We start from the raw sequence: 20391 nt of genomic DNA, 5'->3' as shown, positions 1-20391 counted from the left end.
AAGATGGCAAGATCAGTAAAAAAAGGACCTTTTGTAGATTCACACTTAATGAAAAAAGTAGTGGCTGCTAATAGTTCAAAAGATAAAAAACCAATTAAAACATGGTCAAGAAGATCAACAATTCTTCCAGATATGATTGGTATAACATTTAATGTACATAATGGTAGAAACTTTGTTCCTGTAAATATTACAGAGAACCATGTTGGATATAAATTAGGTGAGTTTGCACCAACTAGAACATTCAAGGGCCACAAAGGTTCTGTTCAAAGAAAGGCATAATAATGGCAAGAGCAATATTAAAATTTATTAGAGTTTCTCCTATTAAAGCTAGATTAATTGCAAAAGAAGTTCAAGGTATGAATGCAGAGTATGCTATTGCATCTTTACAATTTACACCAAACAAAGCAGCTGCAATTATTAAAAAAGTTATAGCTTCAGCTGTTGCAAACTCTGGTTTAGATCCAGTAGATGCAGTTATTACAAGTGCTAGAGTAGATAAAGGACCAGTTCTTAAAAGATTTACTCCAAGAGCAAGAGGTTCAGCTTCTCCAAAGCATAAACCAACAGCACATATCATGATTGAAGTAGCAGCATCTACAAAAGGAGACAAGTAATGGGTCAAAAAGTTAATCCAATAGGTTTAAGATTAGGAATTAATAGAAACTGGGAATCAAGATGGTTTCCAAAATTCGAAACAATGCCTGCAAATGTAGCAGAAGATGACAAAATTAGAAAATTTGTTAAAAAAGAGTTATATTATGCTGGAATTGCTCAAACAGTTATTGAAAGAACTGCTAAAAAAGTAAGAGTTACAGTTGTTGCTGCAAGACCTGGAATTATCATTGGTAAAAAAGGTGCAGATGTTGAGAAATTAAAAGATTCTTTATCAAAACTTGTTGGTAAAGAGATTGCAGTTAATATTAAAGAGGAGAGAAAACCTCAAATTTCTGCTCTTTTATCAGCTGAAAATGTTGCTCAACAGTTAGAAAGAAGGGTTGCATTTAGAAGAGCTATGAAAAGAGTTATGCAAAATGCACTAAAAAGTGGAGCAAAAGGTATTAAAGTATCTGTTTCTGGAAGACTTGGTGGAGCTGAAATGGCAAGAACTGAGTGGTATTTAGAAGGAAGAGTTCCATTACATACTTTAAGAGCAAGAATTGATTATGGTTTTGCTGAAGCTCATACAGCTTATGGTTGTATTGGTATTAAAGTTTGGATATTCAAAGGTGAGGTTCTTGCAAAAGGAATTCCAGCTGAGAAATCTGAATCAACTGAGTCTAAACCAAAAAGAAGACCAGCAAAGAAAAGAGGTAAATAATTATGTTAATGCCTAAAAGAACAAAATTTAGAAAAATGATGAAAGGAAGAAATCGAGGTGAAGCTCACAGAGGTAACTCTTTAGCTTACGGAGATTTTGGAATTAAAGCAGTTGAACACGGAAGAGTAGATTCAAGACAAATCGAAGCTTCTAGGGTTGCAATGACAAGAAAAGTAAAAAGACAAGCAAAAGTATGGATTATGGTATTCCCTGATAAACCACTTACTGCAAAACCATTAGAAACAAGAATGGGTAAAGGTAAAGGTTCAGTTGATAAATGGGTAATGAATATTAAGCCAGGAAGAGTATGTTTTGAAATGGCTGGAGTAGATGAAGATTTAGCAAGAGAAGCTTTAGCTTTAGCTATGCATAAACTACCATTTAAAACTAAATTTGTAACAAGAGATAGCGAAAATGAACTATACTGATATTAAAGATAAAAGCTTGAGCGAATTACAAGCGTTATTAAAAGAGAAAAAGGTGCTTCTTTTTGAATTAAAAGCTAAGCTAAAAACTATGCAGTTAACAAATACATCTGAGTTAAGAGTAGCAAAAAAAGATATTGCTAGAATTCAGACTGCTATTACAACTGTTAAAGCTAACTAAGGATCTAGTATGTCACATAAAAGAGAGATTCAAGGTGTAGTAGTAAAAAGATCAGGTGATAAAACAGCTTCTGTTTTAGTAACTAGATCTGTTTTACACCCAAAATATCACAAAACTGTTAAAAGATTTAAAAAATATTTAGTTCATGATGAAAAAAATGAGTTAAATGAAGGTGATACTGTTATTGCAGTTGAGTGTAGACCGTTGTCAAAAACTAAATCTTTTAGACTTAAGACAATAGTTGCTACAGGAGTTAAATAATGATTCAAAGTTTTACAAGATTAAATGTAGCTGATAATACTGGTGCTAAAGAGATTATGTGTATCAAAGTTTTAGGTGGTTCTAAAAGAAGATACGCAACTGTTGGAGATGTAATTGTAGCTTCTGTTAAGAAAGCTCTACCAACTGGAAGAATCAAAAAAGGTCAAGTAGTAAAAGCGGTAATTGTACGAACTCATAAAGAGGTACAAAGAGAGAATGGTTCATTAATTAGATTTGATGATAATGCAGCTGTTATTTTAGATGCTAAAAGAGAGCCTATTGGAACAAGAATTTTTGGACCAGTTGCCAGAGAAGTAAGATATTCAGGATTTATGAAAATCGTTTCACTTGCACCGGAGGTATTATAATGGCTATTAAATTAAAAATTAAAAAAGGTGATATTGTTAAAATCATCGCTGGTGATGATAAAGGTAAAACTGGAGAAGTTTTACAAGTATTACCAAAAAAGAACAAAGTAATTGTAAAAGATTGCAAAGTTGCTAAAAAAACTGTTAAACCAGACCAAGAGAGAAATCCAGATGGTGGATTTGTAAACAAAGAGATGCCAATTGATATTTCAAATGTGGCAAAAGTGGAAGGGTAAAATATGGCATCAAGATTATTAGAAAGATATAAAGCTGAGATTAAACCAGTTCTTGAAACAGAGTTTCCAAAAAACAAAACTTTAACTGCAAAAATTGATAAAGTTGTTATCTCTGTTGGTGCTGGTGAAGCTATGAAAGATACTAAGCTAATCCAAAACATTCAGGATACAATCTCTTTAATTGCAGGTCAAAGAGCAGTTAAAGTTATTGCTAAAAAATCTGTTGCTGGATTTAAAGTAAGAGAAGGAATGCCTGTTGGAGTTAAAGTAACATTAAGAGGTGAAAATATGTATCACTTCTTAGATAAACTTTGTACTATTGCATTACCAAGAGTAAAAGACTTCAGAGGTGTAAATAAAAATGGATTTGATGGAAGAGGAAACTTTAACTTTGGACTTGATGAACAATTGATGTTCCCAGAAGTAGTTTATGATAACATCATTAAAACACATGGAATGAATATCTCTATTGCTACAACTGCAACTTCTGATGCAGAAGCTTATAGACTATTAGAGTTAATTGGAATTCCATTTACAAAAGGAAGAGCGTAATGGCAAAAAAATCTATGATCGCTAAACAAAAAAGAACACCTAAGTTTGCTGTAAGAGCATACACTAGATGTTCTGTTTGTGGAAGACCTCACTCAGTTTATAAAGATTTTGGTCTATGTAGAGTTTGTTTAAGAAAAATGGCTAACGAAGGTTTATTACCTGGAGTTAGAAAAGCTAGTTGGTAGGAGAAAAAAGCTATGATGAATGATTTAATCGCAGATGCTTTAACTAGAATTAGAAATGCTTCTATGAGAAGATTAGAAGTTACAACACTATTACACTCTAATACAGTTGCTGGTGTAGTTAATGTACTTTTACAAAAAGAGTATATTTCTGGTTTTAAAGTTATTGATGGACAAAATAATAAAAAAACAATTCAAGTTGAATTAAAATATGATGATAAAGAGAAATCAGCAATTAACGAAATTGTAAGAGTTTCAAAACCAGGAAGAAGAGTTTATAAACCAGCTTCAGAAATTAAAAATTTCAAAAACGGATACGGTACTATTATCCTTTCAACAAATAAAGGTATCATTGCTAACGATGAAGCATATGCTGCTAATGTTGGTGGTGAAGTACTTTGTACTGTTTGGTAGGAGGGTGTAATGTCTAGAATTGGTAAAAAACCTATCGCAATTCCTTCAGGAATTGAAGTAACAATAGATGGAACACTTATTAGTGTTAAAAAAGGAAACAATGTTTCAACAGTTGAAACTCATGGAAGAGTTTATGCAAAAATTGAAGATAATCAAGTAGTTCTTTCAAAAGTTGGTGAGACAAAAGAGTCAGCAGCTTTCTGGGGAACTTATAGAGCATTAACTGCAAATGCAATTAATGGTCTTCATGAAGGATTTACTAAAACTTTAGAGATCAATGGAGTTGGATATAAAGCAGCTGTAAAAGGTAATGTTTTAGAGTTAATTTTAGGTTACTCTCATCCAATTAATTTTGAGATTGCTAAAGGTTTAGATATCTCTGTTGAGAAAAATATCATTACTGTTAAAGGTGCAGATAAACAACAAGTTGGTCAGGCTGCTGCAATTATTAGAGGCTTTAGAAAACCAGAACCTTACAAAGGTAAAGGTGTTAAGTATACTGATGAGAGAATCATCAGAAAAGCTGGAAAAACGGCTAAGAAGTAAGGTGTAACTATGAGTAGAGAAAAAGATTTAGCAAAAAAAATTGCTTTAAGAATTAAAAGAAAAAAGAGAGTTAGAGCTACTATTTCTGGTACAGCAGATAAACCAAGAGTATCGATTTTTAAATCTAACAAATACATTAGTGCACAAGCTATAAATGATGCTGAAGGTAGAACTTTAGCAGCAATTAGCTCTCAAGCTATGGGTTTAAGTGGAAATAAAGAGAATGCTTCTAAAGTTGCGGCTGAGTTTGCTAGTAAATTAAAAGCAGCTGGTATAGAAGCTGTTGTTTATGATAGAAACGGGTATCTTTATCATGGTGTTGTTGCAGCATTTGCTGACGCATTAAGAGAAAATGGTATTAAATTATAAGGATTAATGATGGCAGTAAATAGAGAAGAATTTCAAGAAGCAATCGTTAAAATCGGAAGAGTAACAAAAGTTGTAAAAGGTGGAAGAAGATTCAGATTTACAGCTTTAGTTGTTGTTGGAGATAAAAACGGTACAGTTGGGTTTGGAACAGGAAAAGCAAAAGAGGTTCCAGATGCAATTAAAAAAGCTTTAGATGATGCATTTAAAAGCTTAGTTACGGTTTCTATTAAAGGAACTACAATAGCACATGATATTGAACACAAGTATAATGCAAGTAAAATATTATTAAAACCAGCATCTGAGGGTACTGGGCTTATCGCTGGAGGAGCTGCAAGACCTGTTCTTGAGCTTGCTGGATTAAAAGATATTATTGCAAAATCTTTAGGTTCAAATAATCCAAATAACCTTGTACAAGCTACTGTTGAAGCACTATCAAGAATAAAAGGATAAGAATATGTTATTAGAAAATTTAAAACCTGCTTGTGGTAGCACAAAAAATGCTAAAAGAAAAGGTAGAGGACAAGGAAGCGGTAACGGTAAAACTGCTGGTAAAGGTAACAAAGGTCAAAGAGCTAGATCTGGTTACAATGTAAAAAGAGGTTTTGAAGGTGGTCAACAACCACTTTCAAGAAGACTTCCAAAAGTAGGATTTACTTCAAGAGTAGTTAAACCTTATTCATTAAATGTAGATAAAATAACTGCAGTTGCTGAATTACCAGAGATTACACTTGAAACTATTAAAAGTGTATATAAATTATCAAGAACTGTTGAAAAAGTAAAACTTATTGGTTCAACAGCTAAAAATTTAAGTGCTAAAATAAAAGACGAAAACGTTACAACTACTGGAAATTAATTATGAGTAAAGATCTAGTAAATAAGATTCTTATTACATTAGGCTTTATTTTTCTTTACAGATTACTGGCATACGTGCCAGTACCTGGAGTTAATATTGATGTAGTTAAAGAGTTCTTTGATTCAAATGCAAATAATGCATTAGGATTAGTTAATATGTTTAGTGGTAATGCAGTTGAGAGATTAAGTATTATTTCACTAGGAATTATGCCTTACATTACAGCTTCTATTATTATGGAGCTTCTAGCAGCAACTTTCCCATCGCTTGGAAAACTTAAAAAAGAGCGAGATGGAATGCAAAAATATATGCAAATCATTAGATATACAACTATTGTTATTACTTTAATACAATCAATTGGAGTATCAATTGGATTAAACTCATTAACTGGTCAAAATGGTCAAACAGCAATCTCTATTGATATGAATACATTTATAGCAGTTTCAGCTATTTCAATGTTAACTGGAACAATGCTTCTAATGTGGATTGGAGAGCAAATAACTCAAAGAGGTATTGGAAATGGTATTTCTTTAATTATCTTTGCAGGTATAGTTTCAGCAATTCCAAGTGCTATTGGTGGAACAGTTGAGTTAGTAAATAATGGACAAATGAGTATTTTAACTGTTATTGGTATTTTACTTGTAATTTTAGCAACAGTTGGAGCTATTATTTATGTTGAATTAGGAGAACGAAGAGTTCCTGTCTCTTATTCAAGAAAAGTAGTTATGCAAAATCAGAATAAAAGAATAATGAACTATATTCCAATTAAAGTAAACTTAAGTGGAGTTATTCCAGCAATTTTTGCAAGTGCGATTTTAATGTTTCCAGCAACTATATTACAAGGTTCACAAAATCCTTATTTAGTAATTATTGCTGATTATTTAAATCCTAGTTCTTATACTTTTAACCTATTTATGTTTTTATTTGTAGTTTTCTTTGCATTCTTTTATGCATCAATTACATTTAATGCAAAAGATATTAGTGAAAATTTAAAAAGACAAGGTGGATTCATCCCTGGAATTAGACCAGGAGAGGGAACTGCTGGTTATTTAAATGATGTAGCTGGAAGATTAACATTTTGGGGAGCTATTTATCTTGGGTTAATCTCAACACTTCCTTGGTTAGTTGTAAAAGCTATGGGAGTACCATTTTATTTTGGTGGGGTTTCAGTTTTAATCGTAGTCCAAGTTGCTATTGATACTATGAGAAAAATAGAGGCTCAACAATACTCAAATAAATATCAAACTCTAAGTGCGGTTGGACTATAAAAATGTCTATCGCTCTTAGAAAACCAAATGAGATTGAAAAACTTTATGTTGCAAATCAAGCAGTTGCTAAAACACTAAAATATCTTGAAGAGAATGTAAAAGCAGGTATGACTTTGAAAGATGTTGATGCTATGGGTGAAAAAGTAATTAAAAGCCTAGGAGCAAGAGCTGCTTTTAAAGGACTTTATGGATTTCCAAATGCTGTTTGTACTTCATTAAATGAGGTTATAATTCATGGAATTCCATCTGATACTGTTTTAAAAGAGGGAGATATTTTAGGTCTTGATATTGGAACAGAGGTTGATGGTTGGTATGGTGATAGTGCAATTACTATGCCAATTGGAAAGATTTCAAAAGAAGATGAGAAATTAATTGCTTGTGCTAAAGATGCTTTATATTATGCAATTGACATTATTGAAGAGGGCATGAGATTTAAAGAACTATCAAAAGCAATAGAAGATTTTATAGTTGCTAGAGGATTTGTTCCATTGATTCGATTTTGTGGACACGGAATTGGAAGAAAACCACATGAAGATCCTGAAATTCCTAATTACTTGGAACACGGAAATGCAAAATCTGGACCAAAAATAAAAAATGGTATGGTTTTTTGTATTGAACCTATGATTTGTCAGAAAGATAGAAATCCAGTTATTTTAGAAAATGGTTGGGATGTTGTATCTGCTGATGGTTTAAGAGGTAGCCATTATGAGCATACAGTTGCTGTTGTTGATGGACGAGCAGTTATTTTAAGTAAGATAGAAGATTAAAGGAAAAATGTGGCAAAAGATGATGTAATCGTAATTGATGGAAAAGTTATAGAGGCTTTACCAAATGCAATGTTTAGAGTACAGTTAGATAATGGTCATGTTGTATTGTGTCATATCTCAGGAAAGATGAGAATGCACTATATAAAAATATTACCAAATGATACTGTAACAGTAGAAATTACGCCTTATTCACTTGATAAAGGCAGAATAGTACATAGAAAAAAATAGTTAAATGAAGCTTTAAGGCTTCATTTAACACTTCAATCAACACTAAAGTAAATTTTTAGTAAAATCCCATATGACAAAAACAAAAAGAACAGAAATTTTAAGATATTTACACAGTTTAAAACTTTTTGGGTTTAACTATACTCAAGATTTAATTTTGCAAAAAAAATCATCTTGTGACTTTGCTTTGCCATCAAATCTTAGTGAATTAAAATCAAGAGTTGAGAATTGTCATCTATGTGAACTTTCAAAAAGTAGAAAAAATCCTCTTTTTTCATATGGAAATTTAAATAGTAAAATTGTTTTTATTTGTGACGAACCAACAAAAAGTGAAGATGAGTTAGGCTCTTTTTATTCAGGTATTAGTGGTGATATGTTACTTAATATGATAGAAAAAGTTTTAAAATTAAAAAAAGAGGATGTTTATATCACTACATTGGTAAAATGTAGAGGAAGAAGTGAAGCTACTGTTGAAAATTTTGATAGTTGTAGTTGTTACTTATTTAAGCAACTAGATATTGTAAAACCAAAAATTATTGTTGCTTTTGGAGAGAGAGTTTTTAGTTATCTATTAAAAGATAGTGAAGATTTTTCTCAAAAAAGAGGAGAAATTTTAAATTTTAATAAATCTTTATTTATAGGAACTTATTCAACGACTTTTTTATTAAAGAATCCATCTTTTAAAAAAGAGGCATTTGAAGATTTATTAAAAATTAAAAAATTATATGAGGAGATAGATTGAACTATTTAATTAATATTTTATTTGTAGCATTTTTATTTGTAGGGTGTTATCAAAAGCAAGTTGTAGATTTAAAAACAGAAGATACTCCAATAGAGATTAAAGATTCAAATATTGAGATAATTAAACCAATTGATTCAATAATAAAAGAGGAGATAATTGACCCTTTTGAAAAAAAAGATAGCTCTTATTACTTTAATCCAAAAAATAACAAAATCAATGTAGCACTTATCTATCCATCACAATTAGTTGGCAGATACGCTAAGAGCTCTATAAATACTATTTTGGGATATCTTAATTTTATAGATGAAAAATATAATCTTATAGCTATTGATACTCTTGATGAGAGTTTAGAAAATATGCAAAAAGTTATAGATGAGTTAGAAGATTTAGAGATTAAAAATGTAGTAGCTCTATTTACACCTGAGAGTGTAGATAATTTAAAAGAGATTAAAATTGATAACTTTAAAATATATTTTCCTTTAATTGAAAAAAAAGAGTATGTTTTAGGTGATGAAAATTTAGTTTTAAGTGAAAATATTATTTTTGGTGCAATATCTTATAGTGAGCAGTTGAAAAAGTTAAGTCAATATAGCGATTCAGATAATGTACTTTTTTATCTGGACACATATTTAGGAAATAAATTAAAACATAGTTATGATGAGTTAAATATAACTACCTCTATTCAAAAAGATATAAAAAGAACAGATACAAACTTTAAAAATATTGTAAAAGATGATAGATTAAATGGTAGTTTTATATTTTTAAATTTGGATATTGTAAAGAGTTCTTTGATACTCTCTCAACTTAGAGCAAATGAGATAGATCCAAAAATTATATTTGCAACGCAAGTTTTATATGATCCAATTTTAATGACTCTAACTCAAGATAAAGATAGAGAGAGAGTTTTATTAGCAAACTCTATAGATAGAGTTTCAAGTGAGTTAAAAGATAGTATTTCAAACTTTGGTGGAAATATTAGTTATGAGTGGGTAGATTATTCAACATTAGTTGGAGTAAACTATTTACTTAAAGGTAATAATGAAATTGTTTCAACAAAAGTTGAAAATAATCAAGCTATATATATTCCAAAATTGTATATTAGTACAGCTTTTGGATTTGTAGAAATTAAGTAGGTTTTAGATAAAATCGCCAATTATTTAGGAAAAAGGATTAATTTTGAGAACACATTATTGTAGTAGTGTAAGAGAAAATTTAATAGGAGAAAAAGTAACAGTAGCTGGGTGGGTTAATAGCAGACGAGACCACGGTGGAATTATTTTTATAGATTTAAGAGATAAAAGTGGTTTAGTTCAACTTGTAGCAGATCCTCAAGATTGTAAAGATGCACTAGCAATTGCAGAAACTGTAAGAGATGAGTATGTTTTAATTGCAACTGGAACGGTAAGAGCTAGAGGTGAAGGACTTGAAAATCCAAACTTAGAGACTGGAAAAATTGAGATTATTTTAGAGAATCTTGTTATTGAAAATAGATCTAAAGCTATGCCTTTTGATATAAATGATGAAAAGGTAAATGATGAGATAAAACTAAGAAATAGATTTTTAGAGTTAAGAAGCAAAAAATCATTTGATATTTTTCAATTAAGAAGTAAAGCAACTATTCAAGCTAGAAATACACTTGATGAGTTAGGATTTTTAGATGTTGAAACTCCAATTTTAACAAAATCAACTCCAGAAGGAGCAAGAGATTATTTAGTTCCATCAAGAGTTCACGCTGGTGAGTTTTATGCACTTCCACAATCTCCTCAACTATTTAAACAGCTTTTAATGGTTGCTGGATTTGATAGATATTTTCAAATTGCAAAGTGCTTTAGAGATGAAGATTTAAGAGCAGATAGACAACCTGAATTTACTCAAATAGATGTTGAGATGTCTTTTTGTACTCAAGAGGATGTTATAGCTGTTGCTGAGAAATTGATTTACGATATATTTACAAAATGTGGTAAAAAAATTCCATCATCTTTTAAAAGAATGAAATATAGTGAAGCAATGGAAAGTTATGGAAGTGATAAACCTGATTTAAGATTTGATATGCCTTTAATTGATGTTATTGATATTTTTGAAAAATCAACAAACGAAATCTTTACAGATATTGCAAAAGATAAAAAGAACAATAGAATTAAAGCTTTAAGATGTCCAAATGGAGATAATATCTTCTCAAAAAGACAGATGAAAGGTTTTGAAGATTATGTAAGAAAGTTTGGAGCAAAAGGTCTTGGATACTTCCAAATGAAGGAAGATGGATTAAAAGGTCCATTAACTAAATTCTTTAGTGAAGCTGATTTAGAAGAGATTGTAAAAGTTACAAATCTTGAAGTTGGAGATGTAGTATTCTTTGGAGCTGGAGATAAAAAAACTGTTTGGGATTATATGGGAAGATTTAGACTGTTCCTTGCAAATGAGATGAATATTATTCCTCAAGATGCTTATGAGTTCTTATGGGTTGTAGATTTCCCTATGTTTGAAGTTGAAGATGGAAGAACAAAAGCACTTCACCATCCATTTACAATGCCAAAAGATTTAAATAAAGATGATATAGAAGATATTGAATCAATCGCTTATGATATTGTTTTAAATGGAACAGAGCTTGGTGGAGGAAGTATAAGAATTCACAAAGAAGAGATTCAAAGTAAAGTGTTTGAACTAATGGGAATTAGCCAAGAAGAAGCAAAAGAGAAGTTTGGATTCTTACTTGATGCTTTACAATATGGAGCACCAAGTCACGGTGGATTTGCATTAGGACTTGATAGAATGATTATGCTTTTAGCTGGAACTGATTCTATTAGAGATGTAATAGCATTTCCAAAAACTCAAAAAGCTCAATGTCTATTAACTCAAGCTCCATCAAGCGTTGATGAAGCACAATTAAAAGAGTTACATATTCGTGTGCGAAAAAGTGTTGAGAGCTAGAAGTAGCTCTTGACAAAAAATATAAAAACTACAAATATTTCTATGCAAAAAAACTCACAAAACTTTTCACAAAACAAATTTTTACCAACAACTAAAGAAGAGATGAACGATAGAGGCTGGGATGAGCTAGATGTTGTTTTAATAACAGGAGATGCCTATATTGACTCACCTTTTATGGGAATTGCTGTTGTTGGAAGAATTTTAGAAGATATTGGTTTAAGAGTTGGAATTATTGGGCAACCTGATATTAACAGCGATATTGATATAAAACGACTTGGTGAGCCAAAACTATTTTGGGGAGTTAGTGGTGGAAGTATAGATTCTATGGTTTCAAACTATACTGCTACAAAAAAGTTTAGAAACGATGATGACTACACTCCAGGCGGAAAAAACAACAAACGACCAGATAGGGCAACTTTAGTTTATACAAATCTTATAAGAAGATATTTTAAAAATACAGTTCCTATTGTTTTGGGAGGAATAGAAGCTTCCTTGCGACGACTTACGCACTATGATTATTGGTCAAACACTCTTAGAAAACCAATACTTTTTGACTCAAAAGCTGACTTTATAATTTATGGAATGGGTGAACAAGCCATAATAGATTTAGCTCTTTATTTAAAAGATGGTAAAGATGTAAGAACTATTGCAGGGCTTTGTTATATCTCAAAAGAGCCTGTAAAAGAGTATGTTCAAATTCCTTCACACAAAGAGTGCTTAACAAATAAAGAGAAGTATATTGATCTATTTAGAGCTTTTTATGATAACAACGACCCAATGTACTCAAAAGGTCTTTGCCAAGAAGTAGATGGAAGATACTTAATTCAAAATCCACCAAGCAGGTATTTAGAAGAGAGTGAAATGGATAAAATAGCCTCTTATCCATATCAAAGAGATGTTCATCCATATCATGCAAAAGATGGAAAGGTAAAAGCCTTAGAGACTATAAAGTTCTCTATTATGACTCATCATGGTTGTTGGGGAGAGTGCAACTATTGTGCAATTGCAGCTCATCAAGGTCGAACTATTAGAACAAGAAGTGAACAAAATATTTTAAGTGAAGCAAAACATTTTACAACACTTAAAGATTTTAAAGGAATAATCTCTGATGTTGGAGGACCAACGGCAAATATGTATGGTTATGAGTGTAAAAAGAAGATGAATCTTGGAACTTGTATTGATAATAAAAGATGTGTAGATGCTCATAGACTTTGTCGTACAATGAAGATAGATCATAGCAGAAACATCAAACTTCTAAAAGATATAAGAGCTATTCCAAAGGTTAAAAAAGCATTTATAGCTTCAGGTATTAGATATGATTTTATAGCTGCTGATAAAAATCATGGAAAAGAGTATTTAAAAGAGATAATTGATCATCATATATCTGGACAAATGAAAATAGCACCTGAACATACAAGCGATGAGGTGCTTCATCATATGGGAAAACCTGGTAAACAATCACTTATTGAGTTTAAAAAGATGTTTGATGATTTAAATAAAGAGAGTGGTAAAAAACAGTTTTTAACTTACTACTTAATTGCTGCACATCCTGGATGCAAAGAGAGCCATATGCACGAACTTAAACAGTTTACAACTCATGAACTCAAAATAAATCCAGAACAAGCACAAGTCTTTACTCCAACACCTGGGACTTACTCTGCTGTTATGTACTATACAGAGCTTGATCCTTTTACAAAAAAGAGGATATTTGTTGAAAAAGATACATTAAGAAAAGAGCGACAAAAAGAGATAGTTGTTGCAAAAAAAAAGTTTGGTAATAATAAAAAGAGTAATAATTTAGGAATGCAAGGTTAGAGAATTTAATAAAAAGTAACCAAAAATGGTTACTTTTTAAAAATTTATGCTAAAGCGTTTATCATATCTTTTGTAACATCTGATACATCTTTTGTACCATCAAGCTCTACAAAAAGCCCCATTTTTGTATAAAAATCAATTAGTGGAGTTGTTTGTTCGTGATAAGATTGAAGTCTGCTTTTTACAGTTTGCGCATTATCATCTTTTCTTATAATTAACTCACCATCACAATAGTCGCAGTTAGACTCTTTTTTAGATGGATTAAACTCAACATGGAAAGATGCTCCACATTTTGAACAAACTCTTCTTCCTGTAATTCTTCCTACTATTAGCTCATCTGGAACATTCAAAGAGATAACTTTATCAAGTTTAATTTTCATATTTTTCATAAGTTCATTTAAAGCCTCAGCTTGAGCCAAAGTTCTTGGAAAACCATCAAGAATAAATCCATTTTTACAGTCAGCTTCAGCTAATCTATCTTTGATAATTCCAATAATAGTTGAATCTGGAACAAGTTTTCCCTCATCCATAAACTTTTTTGCTTCCATTCCCATATCTGTTTTATCAGCAATTGCAGCTCTTAAAATATCTCCTGTTGAGATTTGTGGGATATTGTACTTCTCAATTAGAAATTTAGCTTGAGTCCCTTTTCCAGCTCCTGGTGCTCCAAATAGCATTAAATTCATATTTTATCCTTAAAATTTTTTCGCTTATTGTAGTAAAAAAGGATTTAATAGTAGATAAGTTATAAAGAGTAGATTAGGAATTTAATTGATTTTTGATACAATCCACTCTTTACAGAAACAGTTCCTTTTAAGTAGGAACTATCTAAAAGGAAATGAATGAAAAAACTATTTTTAATTATTGGAGCACCTGGAAGTGGAAAAACAACAGATGCCGAACTTATAGCAAAAAGACACGAAAATATAACTCACTATAGTACAGGCGATATGCTAAGAGCTGAGATGGCAAAAAAAAGTGATATAGGAAAAGAGATAGCAAAATATGTAAATGCTGGAAATATAGTACCAATACAAATAGCTATACAAACTATAATAAATGCTATAAAAAATGCCCCAACATCTACAATAATAATAGATGGATATCCTAGAAGTTTAGAGCAAATGAGTGCTTTGGATGAGTATTTGAAAAATGAAAAAGAGCTAGAGCTACTCTCTTGTATAGAGGTAGTTGTAAGCGAAGAAGTTGCAAAAGATAGAGTGCTTGGAAGAAATAGGGGAGATGATGATAAAGTTGAAGTATTTAACAACAGAATGAGTGTATATATAGAGCCTTTGAAAGCTATTCAAGATTTTTATGAGAGTAAAAATATTTTGAAAAAAATAGATGGTGAGCGAACTATAGAAGAGATTGTAGATGAGATGGAGAGTTTCATTTTGTCAAAAATAGTTTAAAAAAGATTTTAAACTATGAATAAGAGGGTAAATTTTTATAGTGTAATTATTGGAACTGAACTTTTAAATGGAAGAAGAAAAGATGCTCACTTTGCATTCTTAAATCAAGAGCTTCTAAAGCGTGGTTGGGAGCATAAAGCATCTTTTGTGATTGAAGATGATAAAGAGTTGATACTAAAAATATTTAATCTTATAAAATCTGATGAGCATAGTGTGATGTTTTGTTTTGGAGGAATTGGAGCAACTCCAGATGATTTTACAAGACAAATAGCTGCAGATGCTTTTACAAACTCACAAATGGAATTTCACAAAGAGGCTAAGAAGAGAATAGAAAATAGATTTAAAGAGGAAGCATATCCTCATAGAGTAAATATGGCGTATCTTCCAATAAATGCAAAACTTCTAAAAAATGTTGTAAATGATGTATCTGGATTTTATTTAGAAGATAGATTCTTTTTTACACCTGGATTTCCATCTATGAGTCAAAGTATGGTTTTGGAGGCTTTGGATAAACACTACACAAAATCAAATATCAAAAAATATAGAAAAACAGTGACAATTGTAAGTAGTGAGAATGACTTAATTGAAGTTATGAAAAAAATCCCCACACATCTTGAGTTTTCATCCTTGCCAAAGATTATTGGCAAGGAAAGAAAAGTTGTAATATCTGTTGCTGGATATAATCAAGAAGAGGTTGATTTTGCTTTTCAACTCTTTTTGGATTTTTGTCTTGAAAATAAAAAAGAGTATGTTTTAGAGGATAGTGTGTAATTTATAATAAACTACACACTATTTTATTAGTTTAAGCTTTCAACAACTCTTTTTATACCCTCTAAAGCCTCTTTTAAAATCTCAAGAGGTGTTGCTATATTTACTCTTATAAAATTATCGCCATTCTCTCCAAAAGTTATTCCAGATATTACTCTTACATTTCCAAAATCTTCTAGTTTTTTTGTAAACTCTTTTGAGTTTAAGCCAATATTACTTATATCAATCCATAGTAGATATGTAGCTTCGGCTTTTACTACTTTTAGGTTTGGGATATTTTTTGCTATAAACTCTTCCAAAAAGTTTTTATTTTTTTCAAGATAAATAAGTAGTTCAAAAAGCCAATCTTCACACTCTTCATAAGCACTAATCAAAGAGTAAATTCCAAAAATATTAACTCCTTTCATCTCATTTTTGCTTAGAGTATTATCCAAAATAGATCTTAGTTTTTTATTTGCCACAACAACATTTGAGGCTTTTAAAGAAGCAATATTAAATGTCTTACTAGCACTTGTACAAGTAATAGAGTTTTGTTCAAACTCTTTATTTATAGATGCAAAAGGTGAGAAGATATAATCTTTGAAAACCAAATCTCTATGAATCTCATCACTTATTACCAAAACACCATATTTTAAACACAACTCGCCTATTTTTTCTAACTCATCTTTTGAAAAAACCTTCCCAACAGGATTGTGAGGATTTGATAAAATAAATAGTTTTGGTCTATCATTTTTTAGTTTCTCTTCAAAATCAACAAAATCTATCTCATATTTTGCATCTTTATATATCAAATTGTTTGTTATAACTTTACAATCATTATTTTCTATAACTATATTAAAGTAGTGATAAACAGGAGATTGAATTAAGATTTTGTCATCTTTTTGGCAAAAAGTTTGAATAATAGCACTCAAAGATGGAATTACACCAGCTGTTGGAATAATATCCTCTTTTTTTATCTCATAGTTAAATCTTTTTTTCCACCAACTAATCTCAGCTTCAAAATACTCATTTGGAACCATTGTGTAGCCAAAAACTGCATGATTTGCTCTTTTTATAATAGAATCCACAATAGGCTTCGCAACTTCAAAATCCATATCAGCAACCCACATAGGAATAACCCCATCTTTTGTAGTATCCCATTTGTAGCAGTCTGTATTTTTTCTATTTATCACTTTATCAAAATTGTATTTCACATATTTCCTTTAAAAAATTATTCAAATATAAAATTATTATACAAGATTATGATTTATATAGGGTTTTGTTAATTTAGTATATAAAGAAAAATATAGATAAAATTCCAAAAAAAGGAGTAATTTATGGAAAATTTTAGTTTTTGTAATCCAACACAAATTGAGTTTGGAAGAGATAAAGAGAAAAATATTGGAAAATATATAAGTAAAAATGGAATAAAAAAAGTTTTAATAGTTTATGGAAGTCAAAGAGTAAAAAAAGATGGACTTTTTGACACTGCAATAAATAGTTTAAAAGAGCATAATATTGATTTTGTAGAGATTGGTGGAGTTATTAGTAATCCTATTTTATCTAAAGTAAAAGAGGCTATAAAACTAGCAATTGAGCAAAATGTTGAGGCTATTTTAAGTATTGGAGGAGGATCTGTACTTGATAGTTCAAAAGCAATAGCTGTTGGAGCTTTATATGAAGCAGATGTTTGGGATTTCTTTTTAGGTAAAGAGAAGATTAAAAAAGCTTTGCCTATTTTTGACATAATTACTCTTGCAGCAACTGGAAGTGAGATGAATGGATATGCCGTTGTTACAAATGAGAAAACAAAACAAAAATTTAGTATTTTCTCACCTTTGATTTATCCAAAAGTTTCAGTTATAAATCCAGAGTTACAAAAAACTATTTCAAAAGAGTATTTGGTTTATTCAGCTACTGATATTATTGCTCACTGTATTGAAGGCTATTTTACAGCAAAAATCCAGCCAAAATATATGAGTAGGCAAGTTGAAAATATTATAAAAACAGTTATTGAAACTACTGAAATTTTAATAAAAAATCCAGATGATTATAGTGCAAGAGGAGAGTTTGCTTGGGCTGCAACAAATGCTTTAAACGGCACAACAACAGTTGGAACAGCTGGTTTTTCTTTTCCAAATCACTTAATAGAACACTCTCTTTCCGCACTTTACAATGTACCTCATGGAGCAGGGCTTAGTGTAGTAATTCCAGCTTGGGCAAAGTGGTATTATAAACAAAATGAAGAGCAGTTTATAAGATTTGCAAAAGAGATTTTTGACAAAAACAGAGCTCTTGAAGGTATTGAAGCACTTGAGAGTTGGTTTAATAAAATAGGAACTCCTACAAGATTAAATCAATTTGGATTAGATAAAAGTAATATTTCGGATATTATAGAAAATTTATCTTTTCAAGAAGAGTTTTCAAAAGAGGATTTAGAGCAAATTTTAAATAATATGCTATAAAAAATATTTTGAATGAATTTTAAATTCATTCAAAATTATAATAACTTATTTAAATCTATATTATCTTTTCCTACAAATTTCTTTTCATCTGTTTTTTTTACTACCATTTTTGCAATCTCATCAGTTTCAACTGCAACATCATGAGTTAAAGATGCTATTTGTGCATTTTGTTGAGTTTGCTCATCCAAACTATTTACAGCATCATTAATCTGTTCAATACCCAAAAGTTGCTCTTTTGAAGAGTTTTCAATATCATAAATAAGTTTTGAAGAGTTTTTTATATTTTCATTTAACTCTTTATATCCTTCAATCATAGAGTTTGCAATCTCTTTACCTTGATTTGCCTTTAATGTTGCATTTTCAACAATATTTTTTATCTCTTTTGCAGCTTCTGCACTTCTGTTTGCTAAGTTTCTAACCTCACCTGCAACAACTGCAAATCCTTTTCCAGCTTCACCAGCTGTTGCTGCTTCAACAGCTGCGTTTAGACTTAAAATATTTGTTTGAAATGCGATATTATCAATCACGCTTATTGCTTCATTTATCTCAGATACTTGACTACTAATCTCTTCCATAGAAGCAGTTGTTTGGTTTGCAAGTTTTTCACCCTCAATAGAAGAGTTAAGAAGTTTTTGTGATAGTTGAGTCATTTTTGATACATTTTGTGAATTGCTTCTAATATTTGATGTAATTTGTTCTAAAGATGCTGATGTTTGTTCAAGAGATGCGGCTGCTTCATTTGAACTTATATTTAATTTATCTACATTTTTAAGTAATATATTTGAACTTTCATCAAGTTTTAATCCAATTGATTTGTTTTCAATTAACATTTGAGTAATTGAATCACCCAAAGTATTCACGCCATTTGCAAGTTTTAAAAGATGTTCTTTTAAATTTTTTGTTGATATTTTATTTAGATAGTTATAGTTAGAGTATTGTTCTAATACATTTAATACATTTTCAATATTTGATTCAAGATTATTTGCCATTCTGTTTAATACATTTTTCAATTCCATTAATGCAGGATTTGAAACTTCAATATTAATTCTTTGACACAAGTCACCATGTTCAAACTCTGATAAAACAGCAACTGTTTCATCGATTAATTTTCTATCCTCATCTGTTGCTTTTTTTGCTTTCTCAATATTTTCATTAATCTGTTTAGCCATAATTCCAAACTCATCTTCTGAATCAATAGCAATCTTTTCAATACTATTACTCTCTTTATTTAAATATCTAAAAAATGACAATAATCCATCTTTGATTCTTTTAAGAGATTTTAAAGATATTGTTAAAGTTATAAAAATAGAGATAGATATTACAATTAAAGTTATAATAGATAGTGTGATTATTAAATACATCAGTTTATTTGCATCTTTAAAAATTTCATTTGAATTAACTCCACCAACTAAGAGCCAATTCCATTCATCAAAGTTTTCAAATACTGTAAATTTTTCTTCATCATTCCAAATATATGTAAGGTCACCATTTTTCTTATTTAAAATCTCTTTTACAATATAAACTCCATTTTTATCTGAAATATCTAAACCAGATTTTTTGCTTAATGTTGGATGAGAGATAAACTCTCCATATTTTTTATCATTTATATTTGAGTTTAAAATATAGTAGTAACCACTTTTTCCTATAACTCTATTTTTAATAGTTTGCATTAAATCATTTAAATCAGAGCTAATATCAGACCCTATAAAAGCTATTGCAATAACTTTATTATCTTCTATTATTGGTATATATTTAGTCATATACTCTTTGCCAAATAACAAGGCTTTTCCTAAATAAGCTTTTCCCTCTAAAACACTTTTATATCCAGGATGATTACTGTCTAGTTTAGTTCCAATAGCTCTATTTCCATTCTCTTTTTTTAAGCTAGTAGATACTCTAATAAAATCATTATCTTTTCTAACAAATATTGTAGCAACAGAGCCATTAGTAATTTGTGTAAATTTATCAACCAAATCAAAATTTAAATTTACTAAATCTCCATTTATATATAAAGCAGGAGTTTTTAAATTTTCAATCTCTATGTTTTTTGAATTATCTATTTTAATATCATTTAACATACTTAAAAATATATCACCAGATAGATTTGCACCACTTTTTGCAACTTTATTGAAGGTATTTATATTTTCTATTAGTAAAGACAGCTCTTTTTGAACAGTTTTTTCAGTATTAGTTTTCATCATTTCAAAACTATTATTAACAACTAAAAAAGTTAATATAGCCATTGAAATAGATATTGATATTATTGATACAGATACTACTTTTGTAATAACTGAATTTTTTATAAAATTCATTTTAA

28 protein-coding genes are annotated in these 20391 nt (G+C 30.1%); 25 read left to right on the top strand and 3 right to left on the bottom strand.

The features are described from left to right. The first annotated feature begins 3 nt into the window (after positions 1-3). The 22 genes from rpsS to CRU94_RS00315 all read left to right on the top strand — a co-directional run bounded on the left by rpsS (position 4) and on the right by CRU94_RS00315 (position 13447). Complete coding sequence (rpsS, locus tag CRU94_RS00420; RefSeq protein WP_066161688.1) at positions 4-279, top strand: 30S ribosomal protein S19; 276 nt, start codon at positions 4-6, stop codon at positions 277-279. Positions 280-281: 2 nt separating this feature from the next. Next, complete coding sequence (gene rplV, locus CRU94_RS00415) at positions 282-614, top strand: 50S ribosomal protein L22 (protein ID WP_066161686.1); 333 nt, start codon at positions 282-284, stop codon at positions 612-614. After that, positions 614-1318, top strand: coding sequence for a 30S ribosomal protein S3 (rpsC, locus tag CRU94_RS00410; protein ID WP_066161683.1), 705 nt, complete (start codon positions 614-616; stop codon positions 1316-1318). The genes rplV and rpsC overlap by 1 nt, the downstream gene beginning before the upstream one ends. A 2-nt stretch (positions 1319-1320) precedes the next feature. After that, the gene (gene rplP, locus CRU94_RS00405; RefSeq protein ID WP_066161682.1) at positions 1321-1746 is read left to right on the top strand and encodes a 50S ribosomal protein L16; all 426 of its coding nucleotides are present in this window, start codon (positions 1321-1323) and stop codon (positions 1744-1746) included. After that, positions 1733-1924: a 50S ribosomal protein L29 gene (gene rpmC / locus CRU94_RS00400; RefSeq protein WP_129104871.1), complete on the top strand. Its 192-nt coding sequence runs from the start codon at positions 1733-1735 to the stop codon at positions 1922-1924. Before rplP ends, rpmC begins: the two co-directional genes overlap by 14 nt. Before the next feature lie 9 nt (positions 1925-1933). Beyond that, entirely contained in the window at positions 1934-2185 is a 252-nt protein-coding gene (rpsQ, locus tag CRU94_RS00395) for a 30S ribosomal protein S17 (RefSeq protein WP_129104870.1), read from the top strand. Next, positions 2185-2553, top strand: coding sequence for a 50S ribosomal protein L14 (rplN, locus tag CRU94_RS00390; protein ID WP_066161675.1), 369 nt, complete (start codon positions 2185-2187; stop codon positions 2551-2553). Before rpsQ ends, rplN begins: the two co-directional genes overlap by 1 nt. Continuing rightward, on the top strand, positions 2553-2789 hold the full coding sequence (gene rplX, locus CRU94_RS00385) for a 50S ribosomal protein L24 (RefSeq protein WP_129104869.1): 237 nt from the start codon (positions 2553-2555) through the stop codon (positions 2787-2789). Before rplN ends, rplX begins: the two co-directional genes overlap by 1 nt. Before the next feature lie 3 nt (positions 2790-2792). After that, entirely contained in the window at positions 2793-3341 is a 549-nt protein-coding gene (gene rplE / locus CRU94_RS00380) for a 50S ribosomal protein L5 (protein ID WP_129104868.1), read from the top strand. Further along, on the top strand, positions 3341-3526 hold the full coding sequence (locus tag CRU94_RS00375) for a type Z 30S ribosomal protein S14 (protein ID WP_066161669.1): 186 nt from the start codon (positions 3341-3343) through the stop codon (positions 3524-3526). Before rplE ends, CRU94_RS00375 begins: the two co-directional genes overlap by 1 nt. A 12-nt stretch (positions 3527-3538) precedes the next feature. Beyond that, the gene (rpsH, locus tag CRU94_RS00370; RefSeq protein WP_066161667.1) at positions 3539-3937 is read left to right on the top strand and encodes a 30S ribosomal protein S8; all 399 of its coding nucleotides are present in this window, start codon (positions 3539-3541) and stop codon (positions 3935-3937) included. 9 nt (positions 3938-3946) lie between these two features. Continuing rightward, a complete protein-coding gene (gene rplF, locus CRU94_RS00365) occupies positions 3947-4483 on the top strand; it encodes a 50S ribosomal protein L6 (protein WP_129104867.1) in 537 nt (178 codons plus the stop codon). 9 nt (positions 4484-4492) lie between these two features. Then, positions 4493-4852, top strand: coding sequence for a 50S ribosomal protein L18 (gene rplR / locus CRU94_RS00360; RefSeq protein ID WP_129104866.1), 360 nt, complete (start codon positions 4493-4495; stop codon positions 4850-4852). Between the two features lie 9 nt (positions 4853-4861). Then, positions 4862-5302 (top strand): 30S ribosomal protein S5, encoded by a 441-nt coding sequence (gene rpsE / locus CRU94_RS00355; RefSeq protein WP_129104865.1) that lies wholly within the window; start codon positions 4862-4864, stop codon positions 5300-5302. A 4-nt stretch (positions 5303-5306) separates the two neighbouring features. Beyond that, complete coding sequence (gene rplO / locus CRU94_RS00350) at positions 5307-5705, top strand: 50S ribosomal protein L15 (protein WP_129104864.1); 399 nt, start codon at positions 5307-5309, stop codon at positions 5703-5705. A 2-nt stretch (positions 5706-5707) separates the two neighbouring features. Next, positions 5708-6970, top strand: coding sequence for a preprotein translocase subunit SecY (gene secY / locus CRU94_RS00345; RefSeq protein WP_129104863.1), 1263 nt, complete (start codon positions 5708-5710; stop codon positions 6968-6970). 2 nt (positions 6971-6972) lie between these two features. Further along, a complete protein-coding gene (map, locus tag CRU94_RS00340) occupies positions 6973-7737 on the top strand; it encodes a type I methionyl aminopeptidase (protein ID WP_129104862.1) in 765 nt (254 codons plus the stop codon). A 9-nt stretch (positions 7738-7746) separates the two neighbouring features. After that, positions 7747-7965 carry a translation initiation factor IF-1 gene (gene infA, locus CRU94_RS00335; RefSeq protein ID WP_129104861.1) on the top strand — a complete coding sequence of 73 codons (219 nt, stop codon included), beginning with the start codon at positions 7747-7749 and terminating at the stop codon, positions 7963-7965. 70 nt (positions 7966-8035) lie between these two features. Next, complete coding sequence (locus CRU94_RS00330; protein ID WP_129104860.1) at positions 8036-8704, top strand: uracil-DNA glycosylase; 669 nt, start codon at positions 8036-8038, stop codon at positions 8702-8704. Continuing rightward, the gene (locus CRU94_RS00325; RefSeq protein WP_129104859.1) at positions 8701-9837 is read left to right on the top strand and encodes a hypothetical protein; all 1137 of its coding nucleotides are present in this window, start codon (positions 8701-8703) and stop codon (positions 9835-9837) included. Before CRU94_RS00330 ends, CRU94_RS00325 begins: the two co-directional genes overlap by 4 nt. Positions 9838-9880: 43 nt before the next feature. Further along, a complete protein-coding gene (gene aspS, locus CRU94_RS00320) occupies positions 9881-11632 on the top strand; it encodes an aspartate--tRNA ligase (RefSeq protein WP_129104858.1) in 1752 nt (583 codons plus the stop codon). 42 nt (positions 11633-11674) lie between these two features. Beyond that, complete coding sequence (locus CRU94_RS00315) at positions 11675-13447, top strand: YgiQ family radical SAM protein (RefSeq protein ID WP_129105455.1); 1773 nt, start codon at positions 11675-11677, stop codon at positions 13445-13447. 44 nt (positions 13448-13491) lie between these two features. Here CRU94_RS00315 and CRU94_RS00310 read toward each other — a convergent pair whose 3' ends face one another. Further along, a complete protein-coding gene (locus CRU94_RS00310) occupies positions 13492-14133 on the bottom strand; it encodes an adenylate kinase (RefSeq protein WP_129104857.1) in 642 nt (213 codons plus the stop codon). A 156-nt stretch (positions 14134-14289) separates the two neighbouring features. Between CRU94_RS00310 and CRU94_RS00305 the strand changes: the two genes are divergently transcribed. Next, the gene (locus CRU94_RS00305; RefSeq protein WP_129104856.1) at positions 14290-14862 is read left to right on the top strand and encodes an adenylate kinase; all 573 of its coding nucleotides are present in this window, start codon (positions 14290-14292) and stop codon (positions 14860-14862) included. A gap of 15 nt (positions 14863-14877) precedes the next feature. Next, positions 14878-15633 (top strand): competence/damage-inducible protein A, encoded by a 756-nt coding sequence (locus CRU94_RS00300; RefSeq protein WP_129104855.1) that lies wholly within the window; start codon positions 14878-14880, stop codon positions 15631-15633. 26 nt (positions 15634-15659) lie between these two features. Here CRU94_RS00300 and CRU94_RS00295 read toward each other — a convergent pair whose 3' ends face one another. After that, a complete protein-coding gene (locus CRU94_RS00295) occupies positions 15660-16823 on the bottom strand; it encodes a MalY/PatB family protein (RefSeq protein WP_129104854.1) in 1164 nt (387 codons plus the stop codon). A gap of 123 nt (positions 16824-16946) precedes the next feature. Here CRU94_RS00295 and CRU94_RS00290 point away from each other — a divergent pair, with 123 nt between their 5' ends. Beyond that, on the top strand, positions 16947-18074 hold the full coding sequence (locus CRU94_RS00290) for an iron-containing alcohol dehydrogenase (RefSeq protein ID WP_129104853.1): 1128 nt from the start codon (positions 16947-16949) through the stop codon (positions 18072-18074). Positions 18075-18109: 35 nt separating this feature from the next. Here CRU94_RS00290 and CRU94_RS00285 read toward each other — a convergent pair whose 3' ends face one another. Beyond that, positions 18110-20386, bottom strand: a complete 2277-nt coding sequence (locus CRU94_RS00285) for a methyl-accepting chemotaxis protein (protein WP_129104852.1) — start codon at positions 20384-20386, stop codon at positions 18110-18112. Positions 20387-20391: the final 5 nt, after the last annotated feature.

The sequence above is a fragment of the Arcobacter sp. AHV-9/2010 genome (genome assembly GCF_004116575.1).
Lineage (GTDB): Bacteria > Campylobacterota > Campylobacteria > Campylobacterales > Arcobacteraceae > Aliarcobacter > Aliarcobacter skirrowii.
Note: the sequence above shows the minus strand (reverse complement) of the source record. Positions and strands in the feature narration are given on the sequence as shown.

Coding starts and splice junctions, on each gene's coding strand:
- rpsE (WP_129104865.1), top strand. CDS start 4,862: ATGGCAGTAAATAGAGAAGAATTTCAAGAAGCAATCGTTAAAATCGGA.
- CRU94_RS00305 (WP_129104856.1), top strand. CDS start 14,290: ATGAAAAAACTATTTTTAATTATTGGAGCACCTGGAAGTGGAAAAACA.
- rplE (WP_129104868.1), top strand. CDS start 2,793: ATGGCATCAAGATTATTAGAAAGATATAAAGCTGAGATTAAACCAGTT.
- rpsC (WP_066161683.1), top strand. CDS start 614: ATGGGTCAAAAAGTTAATCCAATAGGTTTAAGATTAGGAATTAATAGA.
- map (WP_129104862.1), top strand. CDS start 6,973: ATGTCTATCGCTCTTAGAAAACCAAATGAGATTGAAAAACTTTATGTT.
- rpsH (WP_066161667.1), top strand. CDS start 3,539: ATGATGAATGATTTAATCGCAGATGCTTTAACTAGAATTAGAAATGCT.
- CRU94_RS00375 (WP_066161669.1), top strand. CDS start 3,341: ATGGCAAAAAAATCTATGATCGCTAAACAAAAAAGAACACCTAAGTTT.
- secY (WP_129104863.1), top strand. CDS start 5,708: ATGAGTAAAGATCTAGTAAATAAGATTCTTATTACATTAGGCTTTATT.
- CRU94_RS00330 (WP_129104860.1), top strand. CDS start 8,036: ATGACAAAAACAAAAAGAACAGAAATTTTAAGATATTTACACAGTTTA.
- CRU94_RS00310 (WP_129104857.1), bottom strand. CDS start 14,133: ATGAATTTAATGCTATTTGGAGCACCAGGAGCTGGAAAAGGGACTCAA.
- rpsQ (WP_129104870.1), top strand. CDS start 1,934: ATGTCACATAAAAGAGAGATTCAAGGTGTAGTAGTAAAAAGATCAGGT.
- CRU94_RS00300 (WP_129104855.1), top strand. CDS start 14,878: ATGAATAAGAGGGTAAATTTTTATAGTGTAATTATTGGAACTGAACTT.
- CRU94_RS00285 (WP_129104852.1), bottom strand. CDS start 20,386: ATGAATTTTATAAAAAATTCAGTTATTACAAAAGTAGTATCTGTATCA.
- rplP (WP_066161682.1), top strand. CDS start 1,321: ATGTTAATGCCTAAAAGAACAAAATTTAGAAAAATGATGAAAGGAAGA.
- rplV (WP_066161686.1), top strand. CDS start 282: ATGGCAAGAGCAATATTAAAATTTATTAGAGTTTCTCCTATTAAAGCT.
- rpmC (WP_129104871.1), top strand. CDS start 1,733: ATGAACTATACTGATATTAAAGATAAAAGCTTGAGCGAATTACAAGCG.
- rplR (WP_129104866.1), top strand. CDS start 4,493: ATGAGTAGAGAAAAAGATTTAGCAAAAAAAATTGCTTTAAGAATTAAA.
- rplX (WP_129104869.1), top strand. CDS start 2,553: ATGGCTATTAAATTAAAAATTAAAAAAGGTGATATTGTTAAAATCATC.
- rplO (WP_129104864.1), top strand. CDS start 5,307: ATGTTATTAGAAAATTTAAAACCTGCTTGTGGTAGCACAAAAAATGCT.
- CRU94_RS00315 (WP_129105455.1), top strand. CDS start 11,675: ATGCAAAAAAACTCACAAAACTTTTCACAAAACAAATTTTTACCAACA.
- rplN (WP_066161675.1), top strand. CDS start 2,185: ATGATTCAAAGTTTTACAAGATTAAATGTAGCTGATAATACTGGTGCT.
- CRU94_RS00290 (WP_129104853.1), top strand. CDS start 16,947: ATGGAAAATTTTAGTTTTTGTAATCCAACACAAATTGAGTTTGGAAGA.
- rplF (WP_129104867.1), top strand. CDS start 3,947: ATGTCTAGAATTGGTAAAAAACCTATCGCAATTCCTTCAGGAATTGAA.
- rpsS (WP_066161688.1), top strand. CDS start 4: ATGGCAAGATCAGTAAAAAAAGGACCTTTTGTAGATTCACACTTAATG.